Genomic DNA, 15,753 nt, shown 5'->3' with positions numbered 1-15,753 from the left:
AAGTCAACCTCTTTTTTTCGATGCGGAAGTCAGCGGCTGGATCTGAAATCCTGATTGAGCGACCAAAACCCTAGTCAAAACAATCACCTGCTTGCTTCCCCCGCTGCCTCGTCGCCGTGTGCTCCGTGGCAGCGGATGCGTACTTTATAGATCACACCGGCACCGCGCAACCCCTTTCGCCAAAAAGATTTGCTAACGGCTTTTTACCCTCTATCAACACCTCTACATAAACCGTGGCTCAAGTCCTTCTCTGACACCTGAATACCCAAAAAGAAAAAGCCCGCAGCTGAAGTATCAGCTATGGGCTTCGTGGATCTTCCTGATCCTTAAACACCACCTTCCATGGTGATGTTTTAAAATTTACACCAAGGCTTCCCTTCCTTGGGTGCAACGCTTCCATGCGCCTGCTGCCTCAGTGTATGTACAAATCTACCTGACTGTAGCGGACGTGTCCAACTTTTTATGAGAAAAACCGCTGCAGATGTATGACTTGTCCAGGAATAAACTTATCCTTTTTGCAATCGCACTCGGGCATAGCGCTTCTTGCCGGCCTGAATCACGTAGTCATGACCGGTTGTGAGCATATGTCCCGCTTCAACCTTGTGACCATCGACCCAGACACGAGCGTTTTTCAACATGTCCTTTGCTTGAGCGCTGTTGTTGGCAAGACCGGCGCGGTTGAGGATCAGGGCAATGGGCGCCTCATCCATATCCTCGACCGTGACCTCTACTTCCGGCAGATCGTCGGGCAGCTCACCTTCCTTGAGCTGGTTGCCACTGGCACGGTGTGCACCGGCGGCTGCCTCTTCACCATGAAAGCGGGCGACCAGCTCGCGTGCCAGCACCATCTTGACGTCGCGCGGGTTGGCGCCGTTGTCCACATCACTCATCAATGCCCTGACCTCATCCATCGGCTTGAGCGACAACAGCTCGAAGTAGCGCCACATGAGCGAATCCGGCATGGAAACGATCTTGTTGAACATTTCACCCGGCCGATCAGTAATGCCGACATAGTTGCCCAGCGACTTGGACATCTTCTGTACACCATCAAGACCTTCAAGCAGCGGCATGGTCAGCACAACCTGCGGCGCCTGCCCGTAATGCTTTTGCAGCTCACGCCCCATCAGAAGATTGAACTTCTGATCGGTACCACCGACTTCGATATCGGCCTCCAGCGCGACCGAGTCATACCCCTGTATCAGCGGATACAGGAATTCGTGAATGGCGATGGGCTGATTGCCGCGGTAGCGCTTTTCGAAATCATCGCGCTCCAGCATGCGCGCCACCGTTGACTGGGCGGCCAGTCCGATCAGGTCGGCTGCCGACATTTTGCTCATCCACTCGGCGTTAAAGACCACCCTTGTGCGATCAGGGTGAAGTACCCTGAACACCTGCTCCTGATAGGTCCGCGCATTGGCCATGACGTCTTCTTCCGTCAATGGCTTTCGCGTCACGCTCTTGCCGGTCGGATCACCAATACGTCCCGTGAAATCGCCGATCAGAAACAACACCTCATGCCCAAGGTCCTGAAACTGCCGTAGCTTGTTCAAAAGCACCGTGTGCCCCAGGTGAAGATCGGGCGCGGTAGGATCGAAGCCGGCCTTGATGCGCAACGGCCGTCCCAGAGAGAGCTTTTTCTCCAGCTCCTCTTCTATCAGCGTCTCGTGGACACCGCGCTTGATCAGCGCCAGCGCATCGGCAACATCGGCCATGACCTGCATCTCCTGTTTTCAGGTTATTGCGGCTGCTCGTCCGGTACCCGGCCCGGGGAAGAGCAGCAAGAAATGTGGGGCATGATAGCATGGCGGCAAAAGCGGAGACCGCCCCGGCAGGAGTGAGTAGATGAGTCTTGTAATAGGCCTGATGTCCGGCACCAGTCTGGACGGCATCGATGCTGCACTGGTGAAGTGCGACCACCATCACCGCCCCGTTCTACTGGAAGCCACGGGTATCGAGATGCCGGAGCCACTGCGTCGCCAGCTGTGGCAACTATGTCATGCCAGAGAGGCCGCTTTTGAGACCCTGGCCGACGCCGAAGAGTCGTTCTGCCAGCTTCAGGCACAGGCCGTCACCGCACTACTGGATAAAAGCGGTCACAAGGCCCGAGACATCGAGGCCATCGGCAGCCACGGCCAGACCATTGAACATCACCCGAATGGCCCCGCCCCCTATACCTGGCAGTTGGACAATCCATCGCGTCTGGCGGAACTGACCGGCTGTCGTGTGGTGGGCGATTTTCGTCGCCGTGATCTTGCCGCCGGCGGCCAGGGAGCACCGCTGGCCCCTGCCTTTCATGACGCCCTCTTTCGCGATGCACGCCAGTGGCGTGTGCTGCTCAATCTGGGCGGCTTTGCCAATGTCACCCTGCTGCCGCCCGAAGGCAGCGAGATACCAGTGATCGGCTTTGATACTGGCCCGGCCAATGCCCTGCTGGATGGGTGGTATGCCCGCCATCATGAAGGACGGTTCGATCACGATGGGACCTGGGCAGCTCAGGGTCACTGTCAGTCGACCCTGCTGACACGTCTCATGAGCGATCCCTTTTTTGAAAGCGCACCGCCCAAGAGCACCGGCCGGGAACACTTTCATCTCCAGTGGCTGGAAGCCCATCTGGAAGATGAATCACCCACGGATGTTCAGGCCACGCTTCTGACCCTGACCGTTGAAAGCATCGCCCGCGAACTGGAGCGCCACCTTTCTACCGACGCTCAGGCTAACACCTGCGTTATCCCCTGCGGGGGTGGTGCGCACAACAGTGCCATGATGAACGCCCTGATAGCGCGGCTTTCTCCCATCGGCGTCGAGCATTGCGAAGCACTGGGCTGGTCGCCGGACTGGCTGGAAGCCGGCGCCTTCGCCTGGCTTGCCTGGCGGCGCCTGGAAGGGCTCCCGGGTAACCTGGCATCAGTGACCGGTGCGGCAGGCCCCCGCGTTCTGGGCGGGGTGTATGAACGCTAATTCCTGCTGATAATGTCGGCGCGTCCGGCAATCTATCAAAACGTGCCGCCTATACACCCTGCTCTTCGCGAATGATCAGCCCTTCGGCCGCCAGCTTCGACAGGGCGGCCTCCATGGTCTGCATACCCAGTCCGCCGCCGGTTTGCAGTGCCGAGTAAATCTGCGCCACCTTGTCCTCGCGGATCAGATTTCGAATGGCGGGCGTAGCAATCAGAATCTCGTGCGCTGCAATCCGACCACCGCCGATACGGCGCACCAGCTGCTGGGAGATAACCCCCTGCAGCGATTCGGACAGCATGGCGCGCACCATCGCCTTTTCATCACCGGGAAAGACATCCACGATGCGATCCACCGTTCGGGCGGCCGACGTAGTATGCAGCGTGGCCAGCACCAGATGTCCGGTTTCGGCAGCCGTCAGCGCCAGGCGCATGGTTTCCAGATCGCGCATTTCCCCCACCAGAATAACGTCGGGGTCCTCACGCAAAGCCGAACGCAGGGCACTGGCCACGCCATGCGTATCGCGCTGCACTTCACGTTGATTGATCAACGCGCGGCGGGAGTGATGCACGAACTCGATGGGATCTTCGATGGTGAGCACATGCTGGGCGCGCGAGACGTTAATATGGTCCACCATGGCGGCAAGCGTGGTGGACTTGCCCGAACCGGTAGGCCCCGTCACCAGCACAAGACCGTGCGAGCAGGACGCCAGCCGCCTGAAGACATCCCCCAGCCCCATCGACTCCAGACTGGGCACATGGGAAGGAATGGTACGAAACACGCCGGCCACACCCCGGTCCTGATGAAAGACATTAACGCGAAAGCGCGACACGCCGGGCACCTCGACGGAAAAATCGAGCTCCAGCGCTTCTCTGAAGCTTTGCTGCTGCGCCTCGCTCATGACCGCCGTCAACAGACGATCAACATCGTCGTTTTCAAGCGCCGGTGCATTGAGACGACGAATTTCGCCATCAACACGCATCATGGCAGGCAGACCCGCCGACAGGTGTAGATCCGAGGCGCCCTGTTTTGCCGTAAAAGCCAGCAGTTCGATAATATCCATGCGTTCGCAGTTCCGGACGTCACAAAGAGTGATCACTCATGAGCGATCAGCAGTCACGCGCGACCCCAGAGCAGAGCCACGTTGTAAAAGATAATATCGTCGCGATACGTCACCGACTTGAGCAGGCCCTTGTCAGCACCGGCCGGCCTGTAGATAGTGCGGCGGCACTGGCGGTCAGCAAGACCAAACCGGCGGACATGCTGCGAGAAGCGTTTGAGGCCGGCCAGCGCCTGTTTGGCGAAAACTATCTGCAGGAAGCGCTGGAAAAGCAGCAGCGCCTGGCAGATCTTGAAGAGATCGAGTGGCACTATATCGGCGCACTTCAGTCCAACAAGACGCGTGATGTGGCCGAGCACTTCAGCTGGGTCCATACCGTGGACCGCGAGAAGATTGCCCGACGCCTGAGCGAAGCGCGTCCGCAATCACTGGGAGCGCTCAATGTCTGTCTGCAGGTCAATATCAGCCGGGAGCGTTCGAAGTCGGGCGTGATGCCGGAGGCATTGCCGGCGCTGGTCGAACAGGTGCTGGCCCTGCCGGGCCTGCGGCTGCGCGGCCTGATGTCGATTCCGGCCATCAGCGATGATCCTGCGCAACAGCGTGTCCCGCATGCTGCGCTGCGCGAGCTTTTCGAGCAGCTGATCGAGCGCTATCCCGAGGCGCCGCTGGACACGCTTTCGATGGGCATGAGCGGTGACATGGAAGCCGCCATTGACGAGGGCGCCACGCTGGTCAGACTGGGAACGGCCATCTTCGGCAGCCGCGACTGAACACCCCGACCACAAGGACGCTTTTCATGGCAAGTCAACTGACCTTCATCGGCGCCGGCAACATGGCCAGCGCCATCTTCGGAGGACTGATCGACAATGGCTATCCGGCCGACGCCATTACGGCCACCTCGCCCGATGAAGCCGTACTCGAGCAGCACCGGGCGCGCTACGGCATTCAGACCACCACGGATAATGCAGAAGGCGTCAGTGAGGCCGATGTCGTCATCCTGGCCGTCAAACCCCAGATCATGCGTGAGGTCTGCGAGCCGCTTCAGGACGCACTGCAGATCAGCCGCCCGCTGATCATCTCCATTGCCGCCGGACTCACCCTTGAAACTCTGAGCCAGTGGCTGGGAGACGAGAGCCTGCCGATCGTTCGCTGCATGCCCAATACACCGGCACTGGTCGGCAAGGGGGCTACCGGGCTTTATGCCCCGGCCGGCATCAGCGAGGACCATCGCACGCTGGCCGGCGATCTGCTGGCATCGGTCGGTATCGTTGAATGGGTGGAGGAAGAGAGCCAGCTCAGCGCCGTGACCGCCATCGCCGGCAGCGCGCCCGCCTATTTCTTCTACATGCTGGAAGCCATGGAAGACGCCGGCGTGGCCCGCGGTCTGTCACGTGATATCGCCCGGCGGCTGGCCATTCAGACGGCGCTGGGTGCTGCCCATATGGCGAGTGAAAGTGAACATGACCCGAAAACGCTCAAGCAACAGGTCATGTCGCCGAAAGGTACTACGGAACGCGCCATTGCAAGTTTTGAGCAGGCCGGCTTCGAGAAAATGGTGGATGATGCCACACTGGCCTGTTTCGAGCGTGCCGAAGCATTGGCACGTGAGCTACGGGATCAGTAAATTCACTGTATCTGTCATCTTGTGACGACATAACGGAGAGTCTCCATGGGGAGCGCACTGGGCGATACCGGCATCATGCTGGTCAACACCCTGATCAACCTTTATCTGTTTGTGCTGATGCTGCGCTTTTTGCTGCATGCTTCACATGCCGACTACTACAACCCCATCAGCCAGGCGATCGTCAAGGCGACCTCGCCGCTGGTGGCGCCCCTGCAACGCGTTCTGCGGCCTGCCGGCCCGATCGACATCGCAACGCTGGTGGTCGCGCTGCTGTTCAAGATGGTGGGCATTGCCCTGATCTGCATGGCGATCTTCGGCTTTCCGCCCATCGGGCTTTTGGCCATCGCAGCACTCGCCGGCGTGGTCAACGCCATTTTGAAGATCTATTTCTTCGCCATGATCATCATGATCATTCTGAGCTGGGTGGCGCCCCAGTCCGGCCATCCGGGTGCCCTGCTGGTGTTTCAGATTACCGAGCCGGTCATGGCTCCGGTACGACGCGTCATTCCTTCGATCGGCATGATTGATCTCTCCCCCATCGTGGTCTTTTTGCTGATCAACGTGCTTGACAGCTTCCTGGTGGGCGCGCTGAGTCGCGCAGCCGGACCGCTGGCCCCGCTGATCTAGCACTCTGAAGGCTGCCGTGCCCGGGCACGGCAGCCTCCCCGCCAGCCCCTCCCCCGCTGCCTGCGACGATATGCTACAGTGCGCCTCCGACGGCGGGTCACGAGCTCGGCCTGCCCTGTCTGACCGGATTTGAGTGCTGATGCCCGAGACACTGTCTTCTACATCGGTTGGCCTGGTAACCCCTCAGGTCGCCCGCTTTGATACGCCCCTGATGCTGGCCTGCGGCCGTGAACTTCCGGCCTTTGAGCTGGTGTATGAAACCTACGGCACGCTCAACGAGACGGCCAGCAATGCGATCCTGATCTGCCATGCCCTCTCGGGGCATCACCACGCTGCCGGCTATCACCATATCGATGACCGCAAGCCCGGCTGGTGGGATGCCCATATCGGCCCCGGCAAGAGCATCGATACCCGCCGCTTTTTCGTGATTGCCGTCAATAATCTTGGCGGCTGTCACGGCAGCACCGGCCCCTCCAGTGAAAACCCGGCCACCGGGCGCATCTGGGGACCCGACTTTCCTCTCATGACGGTGACCGACTGGGTCAACAGCCAGGCCATGCTGGCCGACAGGCTGGGCATCGCGCGCTTTGCCGCCGTGGTGGGCGGCAGCCTGGGTGGCATGCAGGTGCTGCAGTGGGCCATGAGCCTGCCCGAGCGGGTGGCCAATGCTGTCGTCGTTGCCGCCACGCCACGGCTCTCGGCACAGAACATTGCCTTCAATGAAGTGGCACGCCAGGCCATTCGCTCCGATCCCGAGTTCTTTGACGGCTGGTATACCGAGCATCAGACCCTGCCAAAACAGGGGCTGCGGCTGGCCCGCATGGTCGGCCATATCACCTATCTCTCGGAGCACTCCATGGGGGCCCGGTTCGGGCGTGACCTGCGCACCGACAGCCTTAACTATGGCTACGATGTCGAGTTCGAGGTGGAATCCTATCTGCGCTATCAGGGCGATACCTTCTCGACACGCTTTGACGCCAACACCTATCTGCTGATGACCAAGGCGCTTGATTATTTCGATCCGGCCGGCGAGCACGATGATGATCTGCCAAAGGCCCTGTCCACGGCGACGTGTCGCTTTCTGGTGGTCAGCTTTACGACCGACTGGCGCTTTGCCCCGGCCCGCTCCCGCGAGCTGGTCGATGCCCTGCTGCGCGCCGGCAAGCATGTCAGCTATGCCAATATCGACTCACCTCACGGGCATGATGCCTTCCTGCTGCCCAACGAGCGTTACGAAGCCGTGCTGGGTGGCTTCATGATGCGTATCGCCAACGACGTGGAACGTGCCGCCGGGGACAATTCGTAATGCGCGCCGATCTTGCACTGATTTATGACTGGGTGCCGCAGGGCGCTCGCGTACTGGACCTGGGCTGTGGCGACGGCACCCTGCTGGCGGCGCTATCCAGCCAAAAGCAGGTCACAGGCTATGGCCTGGAGATCGACAGCGATGGCATCTCGCGCTGTCTTGAAAAGGGCGTGGATGTCATCGAGCAGGACCTGGACCAGGGGCTGGCCAACATCCCCGATGACACCTTCGATCTGGTGATCATGACGCAGGCCCTGCAGGTGCTGAGAAGGCCCGACCTGATGCTTGACGAGATGCTGCGGGTCGCCCATGAGTGCATCATTGCCTTCCCCAACTTTGCCTGGTGGCGCCACCGTCTGTCGCTGGGGATCAAGGGCCGCATGCCGGTATCACGTTCCCTGCCGCATGCCTGGTACGACACGCCCAACATTCACCTGTCGACCTTCCGGGATTTCTCCGATCTGTGTCGCATGCAGGGCCACACCATCACCGATCGCGCGGTGGGCAACGGCAGTCGTGAAGGCCAGTGGCGTCACAGGCGCTGGCCCAATCTGTTCGGTCAGGATGCCATCTTTCGGGTACGGCGCTGAGACGCAAGCCTTCCAAAGCCCTGGACTTTGGTATAATACAAGAATTCTTCTGTGACGCTCAGCGAGGCCTGAACATGAATTTTCATACCCGCAAATGGATCAAGCCCGAGGATCTCAACCCCAATGGCACGCTTTTCGGGGGGAGTCTTCTGAAATGGATCGACGAAGAGGCCGCCATCTACGCCGTCATTCAGCTGGACAATTCGCGCGTGGTGACCAAATACATGTCGTCCATCAACTTTGTCTCCAGCGCACGCCAGGGCGATATCATTGAGCTGGGCATTACCGCCACAAGGTTTGGCAAGACCTCGCTGACGCTACACTGCGTGGTGCGCAACAAGATCACCCACAAAAACCTTCTGACCATCGACGAGATCGTCTTCGTCAACATGGGCGATGACGGCAAACCCGCAGCCCACGGCAAGACGGAGATTACCTACCTGCGTGACCGCGATCTGGAAGGTGCCGACAGCGCCACCTGAGGCTAATTCAGGCGGCGGTAGCGACTGGCCGAAATGTGCTCCGGGGTAATATCACAGCCCAGCATCATGACCTCGACACCTGCCTCGCATGCAGCTTCAAAGGTGCGGGCATAGCCGGGATCCAGGTGCGCCGCCGGCCGGACATGATCAATGCCGGTGTGGGCGACCAGAAACACCAGAACCGCCCGGTCGCCGCCAGCACGCAGCGCCATAAGCGTTTCCAGATGGCGCCGCCCTCGAGTGCTGACCGAATCCGGAAAGTAACCACTACCGTCGACTTCCTTCAGCGTGACCTGCTTCACCTCCAGCCAGACAGAGCTGGCGTCCTGAGGCGTCAGGCGAAAATCAAGTCTCGAGTCCCCCACCCTGACCTCACGCTGCAACGGCCATGACGGCTCAAACGGCAGCAAAGTGCCGGTTTCAAGCGCTTCCTGTACCAGCGCATTGGCACGCCCGGTATGAATGGAGGCCAGCGCGCCATCCGGCAGCTCAATCAGTTCCCAGGTCCATGCCAGACGCCGCTTCGGATTATCGTGCCAGGAGACCCAGACCCGACAGCCGGGCACATTGACAGCACGCATCGAGCCAGTGTTGGGACAGTGGGCTGTAATGATGCGCCCGTCATCGAGGCGGATATCGGCCAGAAAGCGCTTGTAGCGCACGATAAGCACACCGGACCACAGCGGAGGCAGTTTCATGACACCGCATCCGCGGCCGATACCCTGCTTTCCACTACACTCATGAGGCGATCTCCGGGCCTGCTGACTTTCGTTGAAACCGGCTTGCAATCGGCATGGATTTCCTATAAACAGCACTACCCTGAAACATGCGATGCGGTAATCAGGAACAGTCTTGCGGGCTTACGGCATCGCCATTACCTGCAGTGAGGCAATCCCCATGGCAGTAGCCGAGACGCAGTCACCCGATACCTTCACGCCCTATGAGCCGGCGCCGGGCGAAGAGTACATGAACGAGCGCCAGCTGGCACATTTTCGCCGGATCCTGCTCGACTGGAAAAAGGACCTGATGACAGAGGTCGATCGCACCGTTCGCCACCTTCAGGAAGACGCCAACAACTATGCCGATCCTGCCGATCGTGCCACGCAGGAAGAAGGCTTCAACCTCGAGCTTCGCACTCGCGATCGTGAGCGAAAGCTGCTCAAGAAAATCAACGAGACCATCGAAAAAATCGATGAAGACGACTATGGCTTTTGTGAAGCCTGTGGCATCGAGATCGGCATTCGTCGTCTGGAAGCCCGGCCCACGGCCACGCTCTGCGTTGATTGCAAGACGCTGTCGGAATTGAAGGAAAAACAGCTCGGAGGCTGAATGCCGGGCACAAGGCATGTTGAAAACGGCCCCGCGGTCGTTGGTCGCTTTGCACCAACGCCCTCGGGGCCATTGCATTTTGGCTCTCTGCTGACGGCACTGGCCAGCTGGCTGGATGTGCGGGCACGAGGCGGACGCTGGCTGCTGCGCATGGAAGATATCGATCCACCTCGCTGCCCGCCCGGCGCCAGCGATACCATTCTCGAACAGCTTGACGCCTTCGGGCTTTATCACGATGGCGCTGTCGATTATCAGCAGGATCATGACAGCGACTACCAGCAGGCGCTGGACACACTCGTGGAACGCGGCATGGCCTACCCCTGCAGCTGCTCGCGAAAGGAGTGGCAACATCTTGGCGTTTATCCGGGATGGTGTCGCCAGGGGCCCCTGCATCCTGAACGTGATTGCGCCTGGCGTCTGCGCACCGATATCGGCGAGCCGGCTATCCATTGGCAGGATCGACGGCTGGGCCAGCAGCACTGGTCGCTGCCCGAGCTCGGTGATGTGGTGCTCAAGCGACGCGATGGTCTCTGGGCCTATCAGCTGGCCGTCGTGGTCGACGATGCCCGACAGGGGGTGACAGATATCGTGCGTGGCGTCGATCTTCTCGACAATACGCCCTGGCAGATTCGGCTGCAGCAGGCGCTGGGGTATACAACACCCGAGTACCTGCATCTTCCACTGGTGATCGCCGGCAACGGTCAGAAACTTTCCAAACAGAACCTCGCCCCGGCCCTCTCCCTGCAGGATCATGCCGTTCGTCCATTGCTGCATGAGGCACTGACACTGCTGGGCCAATCGCCATCGCAAACGCTCTGTCATGCGCCTGTCGGTGAGCAGTTGAAAGCCGCCATTGATGGCTGGCAACCGCACGTTTTGTCTTCACACAATGTTCAGCAAACGACGTCAAAGTGACCGCTATCGACCATCGTCGTCTTTTTTTACGACATGTTGCGCGTATGCTGACTCTAGTTAAGAAAGGCAATGCACCACAACAAAGCATTCACACAATATTTTTGCACTAAAATAGTGCAAAAAAGGGGCGTCAAGTTTCCCGCTGAAATAAAAATGCGGTTATGCCAAGCCAGTTTTTTCATAAGCTATTGAAAATAAAAAAATATTTTACACATGGCACGCGTTCTGCACCAACAGGATCGACTGAAGAAGAATAACAGCGATCGCTTGGACCGGCTTCCAACAAGAACAACCGCCGGGGCTCGATCAGACGGCCTTGAACAATAACAAGATGAAAGGGTTCGTCATGAACAGGTTAAAGAGCTGCCAACAATAACAACGGCTCAACCACATACGAGGCGATAACAACAACAATAACGGCCTTTCGTTATCAGAACGCGATGTCACTGCAGCGTTGTATGACAACAACAACACAACCCTGCGACACTTCAGAACAACAACAAGATCTCTGAAGCAGCCTTATGGCTGTCGTCATGGAAGATTGTTTTGAATACGAGATGTTCGCAGCCGTCAGAAGACAACAACAACACATCACGGCATATCGCATTTGGTGAACATGGTACGTATTCAGGGCGATGCGCCATCACGAAGAAAAATCACGATGCAGTAGAATTGGCGGGGAGACGATATGTCTCCCCGTTTTTATTGTTGAAAGCTCCCCTGTATGACAGGCTGCTTTGCAAGCTTTTGCTGCTCGGCTACACTGAGCTTCTGATCAGCGTCTCGATTCAGCAGGGCGCAGACAGATCGGGACATCATGGCCGTTATACGATCGGCCCCCGGAATTTCCATCAGGTCAACATGGCTTCACCTTGACGCCCACCATTCTTCCCCGCGATCAACATCCCATTTCTCGACGAATGCTCAGCGAAAATGCGCTGAAGGTACTTTATCGTCTCAACCAGGCAGGTTATGAAGCCTATCTGGTAGGTGGATGTGTCAGAGATTCCCTGCTTGGGCAGGTGCCCAAGGATTTCGATGTTGCCACCAGTGCCACGCCGGAACAGGTCCGCAGTGTCTTTCGCAATGCCCGCATGATCGGTCGACGATTTCGTATCGTTCATGTTCGTTTCGGACGCGAAATCATCGAGGTCACCACCTTTCGTGGCGGCCACGATACCGAAATGGCCGAACGGCATTCGCATCAGTCCGAGGAAGGCCTGCTGTTGCGCGACAACGTCTGGGGCAGCGTCGATGAAGACGCCCTGCGACGTGACTTTACGGTCAATGCGCTTTATTACAGCGTGCGCGACTTCGCCATTCATGACTGGACCGGCGGTCTGGAGGATCTCGAGCATCGCGTACTTCGCCTGATCGGTGATCCGGATCTGCGTTACCGTGAAGACCCGGTACGCATGCTTCGTGCCGTGCGATTTGCCAGCAAGCTGGACTTCACGCTGGCGGATGAAACCGAAGCACCGCTGGCAGACTGCGCCCCGCTGCTTTTGCAGATTCCGTCGGCGCGTTTGTTTGAAGAAGTCCTCAAGCTCTTTCTCTCCGGTTACGCCCTGAGCACCTTTCACGGCTTACGTCGTCATGGCCTTTTTGCCATGCTGTTTCCGGGTACCGAGGAGTCGTTCAGCCAGCTAGACTGGGCGCTGCCGATGGTCGAGCAGGCGCTGATCAATACCGATGAGCGCATTCGTGCCGACAAGCCGGTCACTCCTGCCTTTTTGTATGCCGCACTGCTCTGGCCGGCCACGGTCGCGCAGACAGCGCAGCTGATCGAGGATGGCATCCCACCGGTGCCTGCGGCACAGCAGGCCTCCCAGCAGGTACTGAATCGTCAGCTGCAGCATACGTCCATTCCGAAGCGTTTCAGCCTGCCCATGCGTGAAATCTGGGACATGCAGCTGATGCTGCCGCGCCGGCGCGGCAAGCGTCCCTTTCAGACGCTGACGCATCAACGCTTTCGCGCGGCCTACGATTTCCTGCTGCTCAGGGAATCGGCCGGTGAAATTGCCTCGGGTCTGGGACTCTGGTGGACACGCTTTCAGGAAGCCAGCGAAACCCAGCAGCGTGAAATGGTGCAAAAGGTAGAACAGGGGCAGGATGACACCGCCATCGAGGATGATGCCCCCGAAAGCATGCCCATGCCGTCCCGAAAGCCCAGACGTCGCCGACGCCGTCGTCCCCCAAGGGATGATCAGGAGTGAGTCACAAGGCCTGGATCGGACTTGGCAGCAACCTGGATCATCCTCATCAGCAGGTGCTGACCGCGCTCGATGATCTGGCCGGGCTGCCCTTGACCGCGCTGGGCGCACGCTCTTCTCTCTACAGCAGTCGCCCGGTAGGCCCACAGGACCAGCCCGACTTCGTCAACGCCGTGGCCGTGCTGGACACTTGTCTGTCACCGCTTGCCCTGCTGGATCAGCTTCAGGCGCTCGAGCAGCGGCACCGGCGCGTACGCAGCCGTCACTGGGGGCCACGAACGCTGGATCTCGATCTCTTGCTGTACGACGACCAGGAGCTCGAGCTGGCGCGACTGGTCGTGCCACACCCCTGGCTTGCCAGCCGTGCCTTCGTTGTACAGCCCATGCTGGAAATCGAGCCCGGAATTTCCCTGCCAGGCGGCCAGCGCCTGAGTCAGCTTTCGGCCGCGCGCCCATCGAATGACTTGAAGCGCCTGTCTCTCTGACTCTAGACTCGATCAGCCATATCGGCTGTCAAGCGTCGAGGGATACATGACCCGCCCCATCACCATTCAAACGCTGAACGAGCGCCGTTCAGCAGGGCAGCCCTTCAGCTGTCTTACCGCTTATGATGCCACCATGGCCACCCTGGCAAGCAATGCCGGCATTGAACTTTTGTTGATCGGCGATTCGCTGGGCATGGTGCTGCAGGGGCATGACTCCACCCTGCCTGTCACACTGGAAGACATGATCTATCACACCCGGTGCGTCGCGCGGGCAGGCACGGCCAGCCTGGTCATGGCGGATCTTCCCTTCATGACCAACACCACGATTCCCCAGACCCTGCAGGCGGCCGGGCAGCTGATGCAGGCGGGCGCGCACATGATCAAGCTCGAGGGTGAGGCCTGGCTTGCCGAGACGGTCACGGCACTGGCGCGGCGCGGTGTACCGGTCTGTGTGCATATGGGGCTGACGCCGCAGAGTGTTCATGCGCTGGGCGGCTATCGCGTTCAGGGGCGCGATGCACATCAGGCCAACGCCATGATCAAAGCCGCCACGATACTGGAGCAGGCCGGCGCCGGCGCCATTTTGCTGGAGTGTGTGCCCCGCGAACTGGCAAGGCAGGTTCGTGATGCGCTCAGCGTGCCGGTCATCGGCATCGGGGCCGGGCCTGACGTTGACGGGCAGATTCTGGTCATGCACGACATGCTGGGGGCGACAACCCGTCGGCCGCCTCGGTTCGTGAAGGATTTCATGATGGAAGCCGGCAGTATCAGCGGCGCTTTCAGGGCCTATCACGAGGCGGTCACGACACGCGGTTTTCCCGCACCGGAACACTGCTTTTGACCATGGATACGACACGGCATGCAAACATTTAACGATATTACGGCGCTTCAGCAGACACTGGCTGCCTGGCGTCGCGAGGGTCTGCGGATCGCACTGGTGCCTACCATGGGCAATCTTCATGAAGGCCATCTAAGGCTTGTGGATGCAGCGCGTCAGCACGCGGATCGCGTAGTGGCCACGGTGTTTGTCAATCCGCTCCAGTTTGGCCCCGATGAGGATCTGGACCGCTATCCACGTACGCTCCCCGAGGATCAGCGACAGCTTGGCGAGCGCGGCTGCGATCTGCTGTTTGCCCCAAGCGTCGAGACGCTCTACCCGGAAGGTCAGTCGGCCCTGACCCGGGTCAGCGTCCCGCAGATCTCGGAGGGGCTCTGCGGCGCCCATCGCCCCGGCCACTTTGACGGTGTGGCAACGGTGGTCAGCCTGCTGTTCAATCTGACCCGCCCGGATGTGGCCTGTTTTGGCGAGAAGGACTTCCAGCAGCTGGCCGTGATTCGCAAGCTGGTGCGCGATCAGCACATGTCCATCGACATCGTTGGTGTGCCGATTGCACGTGACCATGACGGACTGGCGCTTTCTTCCCGTAATCACTACCTCGATAGCGAGGCCCGGACGCAGGCAAGCCGGCTCTATCAATGTCTGGTTGATAGCGCCCAACGGCTTGAACAGGGGGAGCCCGATGAGCAGGTGCTGGCACAAGGAACACAGCGGCTGGAAGCAGCGGGCTTTCGGCCCGAGTATCTGGCACTTTGCGACGCCATAACACTGCGTCCGATCAGCACATGGCAGCCCGGCGCGGTGCTGCTGGTCGCGGCCTGGCTTGGAAATACCCGCTTGATCGACAATCTCTCCTTTCGATCATGACAGGATGGCGACCGGCCCGGTTTGAAGACATGGCGGTGCTGGCGGGGTGGATCGAATCGCCGCAGGCACTGGCTCGATGGGGTGGCCCATCGCTGACGTGGCCGATGCTGCCCGGCCAGCTGTGGCAGCAGATCGACGCAGAATCCTTTCCTTCCTTCTCTCTGGAAGACAACGGTGAGCTGTTGGCCTTTGGGCAGCTGTCGCCCCGCGACGAGGCGGCGACCTGGCATCTCTGCCGGCTCATCGTGGCACCTCATCGACGAGGCCAGCAGTTGGGCGACAGGCTCTGTCGCTATCTTATAGAGCGGGCAATCCCTCTGGGCGCCACGCAGATCACGCTTAATGTCGCGGCCGGCAATCTGCCCGCCGTTCGGTTGTATCAACGTCTTGGCTTTTTGGATAACGGGCCGGTCAATGAGCGCGGCATCCAACCCATGGCGCTGCAGCTGTAGCTTTGCTGTC

Annotated in this window: 17 protein-coding genes; 14 read left to right on the top strand and 3 right to left on the bottom strand. The window is 59.5% G+C overall.

Annotation, left to right across the window (positions count from 1 at the left end; translation table 11 throughout):
* Positions 1-506 precede the first annotated feature (506 nt).
* On the bottom strand, positions 507-1,712 hold the full coding sequence (gene tyrS / locus C8D72_RS16695; RefSeq protein ID WP_115855598.1) for a tyrosine--tRNA ligase: 1,206 nt from the start codon (positions 1,710-1,712) through the stop codon (positions 507-509).
* A 130-nt stretch (positions 1,713-1,842) separates the two neighbouring features.
* Here tyrS and C8D72_RS16690 point away from each other — a divergent pair, with 130 nt between their 5' ends.
* Entirely contained in the window at positions 1,843-2,958 is a 1,116-nt protein-coding gene (locus C8D72_RS16690; protein WP_115855591.1) for an anhydro-N-acetylmuramic acid kinase, read from the top strand.
* Between the two features lie 49 nt (positions 2,959-3,007).
* Here the strand turns inward: C8D72_RS16690 and C8D72_RS16685 are convergent, their stop codons facing one another.
* Complete coding sequence (locus C8D72_RS16685) at positions 3,008-4,018, bottom strand: type IV pilus twitching motility protein PilT (RefSeq protein ID WP_115855590.1); 1,011 nt, start codon at positions 4,016-4,018, stop codon at positions 3,008-3,010.
* 38 nt (positions 4,019-4,056) lie between these two features.
* Between C8D72_RS16685 and C8D72_RS16680 the strand changes: the two genes are divergently transcribed.
* From C8D72_RS16680 to C8D72_RS16655, 6 genes are all read left to right on the top strand, one after another.
* Positions 4,057-4,785 (top strand): YggS family pyridoxal phosphate-dependent enzyme, encoded by a 729-nt coding sequence (locus C8D72_RS16680; protein ID WP_115855589.1) that lies wholly within the window; start codon positions 4,057-4,059, stop codon positions 4,783-4,785.
* Between the two features lie 26 nt (positions 4,786-4,811).
* Positions 4,812-5,639 (top strand): pyrroline-5-carboxylate reductase, encoded by an 828-nt coding sequence (proC, locus tag C8D72_RS16675; protein WP_115855588.1) that lies wholly within the window; start codon positions 4,812-4,814, stop codon positions 5,637-5,639.
* Positions 5,640-5,684: 45 nt separating this feature from the next.
* The gene (locus C8D72_RS16670; protein ID WP_115855587.1) at positions 5,685-6,266 is read left to right on the top strand and encodes a YggT family protein; all 582 of its coding nucleotides are present in this window, start codon (positions 5,685-5,687) and stop codon (positions 6,264-6,266) included.
* A 139-nt stretch (positions 6,267-6,405) separates the two neighbouring features.
* Entirely contained in the window at positions 6,406-7,572 is a 1,167-nt protein-coding gene (gene metX / locus C8D72_RS16665; protein WP_115855586.1) for a homoserine O-succinyltransferase MetX, read from the top strand.
* Positions 7,572-8,162, top strand: coding sequence for a methionine biosynthesis protein MetW (gene metW, locus C8D72_RS16660; RefSeq protein ID WP_115855585.1), 591 nt, complete (start codon positions 7,572-7,574; stop codon positions 8,160-8,162). The genes metX and metW overlap by 1 nt, the downstream gene beginning before the upstream one ends.
* A 74-nt stretch (positions 8,163-8,236) precedes the next feature.
* On the top strand, positions 8,237-8,644 hold the full coding sequence (locus tag C8D72_RS16655; RefSeq protein ID WP_115855584.1) for an acyl-CoA thioesterase: 408 nt from the start codon (positions 8,237-8,239) through the stop codon (positions 8,642-8,644).
* 2 nt (positions 8,645-8,646) lie between these two features.
* Here the strand turns inward: C8D72_RS16655 and sfsA are convergent, their stop codons facing one another.
* On the bottom strand, positions 8,647-9,342 hold the full coding sequence (gene sfsA / locus C8D72_RS16650; protein ID WP_115855583.1) for a DNA/RNA nuclease SfsA: 696 nt from the start codon (positions 9,340-9,342) through the stop codon (positions 8,647-8,649).
* A gap of 199 nt (positions 9,343-9,541) precedes the next feature.
* On the opposite strand from sfsA, the gene dksA reads away from it, so the two are divergent.
* The 7 genes from dksA to C8D72_RS16615 all read left to right on the top strand — a co-directional run bounded on the left by dksA (position 9,542) and on the right by C8D72_RS16615 (position 15,743).
* Positions 9,542-9,973: an RNA polymerase-binding protein DksA gene (gene dksA / locus C8D72_RS16645; RefSeq protein ID WP_425453303.1), complete on the top strand. Its 432-nt coding sequence runs from the start codon at positions 9,542-9,544 to the stop codon at positions 9,971-9,973.
* The gene (gene gluQRS / locus C8D72_RS16640; RefSeq protein ID WP_115855582.1) at positions 9,974-10,888 is read left to right on the top strand and encodes a tRNA glutamyl-Q(34) synthetase GluQRS; all 915 of its coding nucleotides are present in this window, start codon (positions 9,974-9,976) and stop codon (positions 10,886-10,888) included.
* 920 nt (positions 10,889-11,808) lie between these two features.
* Positions 11,809-13,104 carry a polynucleotide adenylyltransferase PcnB gene (gene pcnB, locus C8D72_RS16635; RefSeq protein ID WP_115855581.1) on the top strand — a complete coding sequence of 432 codons (1,296 nt, stop codon included), beginning with the start codon at positions 11,809-11,811 and terminating at the stop codon, positions 13,102-13,104.
* On the top strand, positions 13,101-13,586 hold the full coding sequence (folK, locus tag C8D72_RS16630) for a 2-amino-4-hydroxy-6-hydroxymethyldihydropteridine diphosphokinase (RefSeq protein ID WP_115855580.1): 486 nt from the start codon (positions 13,101-13,103) through the stop codon (positions 13,584-13,586). Before pcnB ends, folK begins: the two co-directional genes overlap by 4 nt.
* Before the next feature lie 46 nt (positions 13,587-13,632).
* A complete protein-coding gene (gene panB / locus C8D72_RS16625) occupies positions 13,633-14,427 on the top strand; it encodes a 3-methyl-2-oxobutanoate hydroxymethyltransferase (protein ID WP_115855579.1) in 795 nt (264 codons plus the stop codon).
* A gap of 18 nt (positions 14,428-14,445) precedes the next feature.
* On the top strand, positions 14,446-15,291 hold the full coding sequence (gene panC / locus C8D72_RS16620; RefSeq protein ID WP_115855578.1) for a pantoate--beta-alanine ligase: 846 nt from the start codon (positions 14,446-14,448) through the stop codon (positions 15,289-15,291).
* The gene (locus tag C8D72_RS16615; RefSeq protein ID WP_115855577.1) at positions 15,210-15,743 is read left to right on the top strand and encodes a GNAT family N-acetyltransferase; all 534 of its coding nucleotides are present in this window, start codon (positions 15,210-15,212) and stop codon (positions 15,741-15,743) included. The genes panC and C8D72_RS16615 overlap by 82 nt, the downstream gene beginning before the upstream one ends.
* The last annotated feature ends 10 nt before the right edge of the window (positions 15,744-15,753 follow it).

Source organism: Kushneria indalinina DSM 14324, assembly GCF_003385845.1.
GTDB lineage: Bacteria > Pseudomonadota > Gammaproteobacteria > Pseudomonadales > Halomonadaceae > Kushneria > Kushneria indalinina.
Note: the sequence above shows the minus strand (reverse complement) of the source record. Positions and strands in the feature narration are given on the sequence as shown.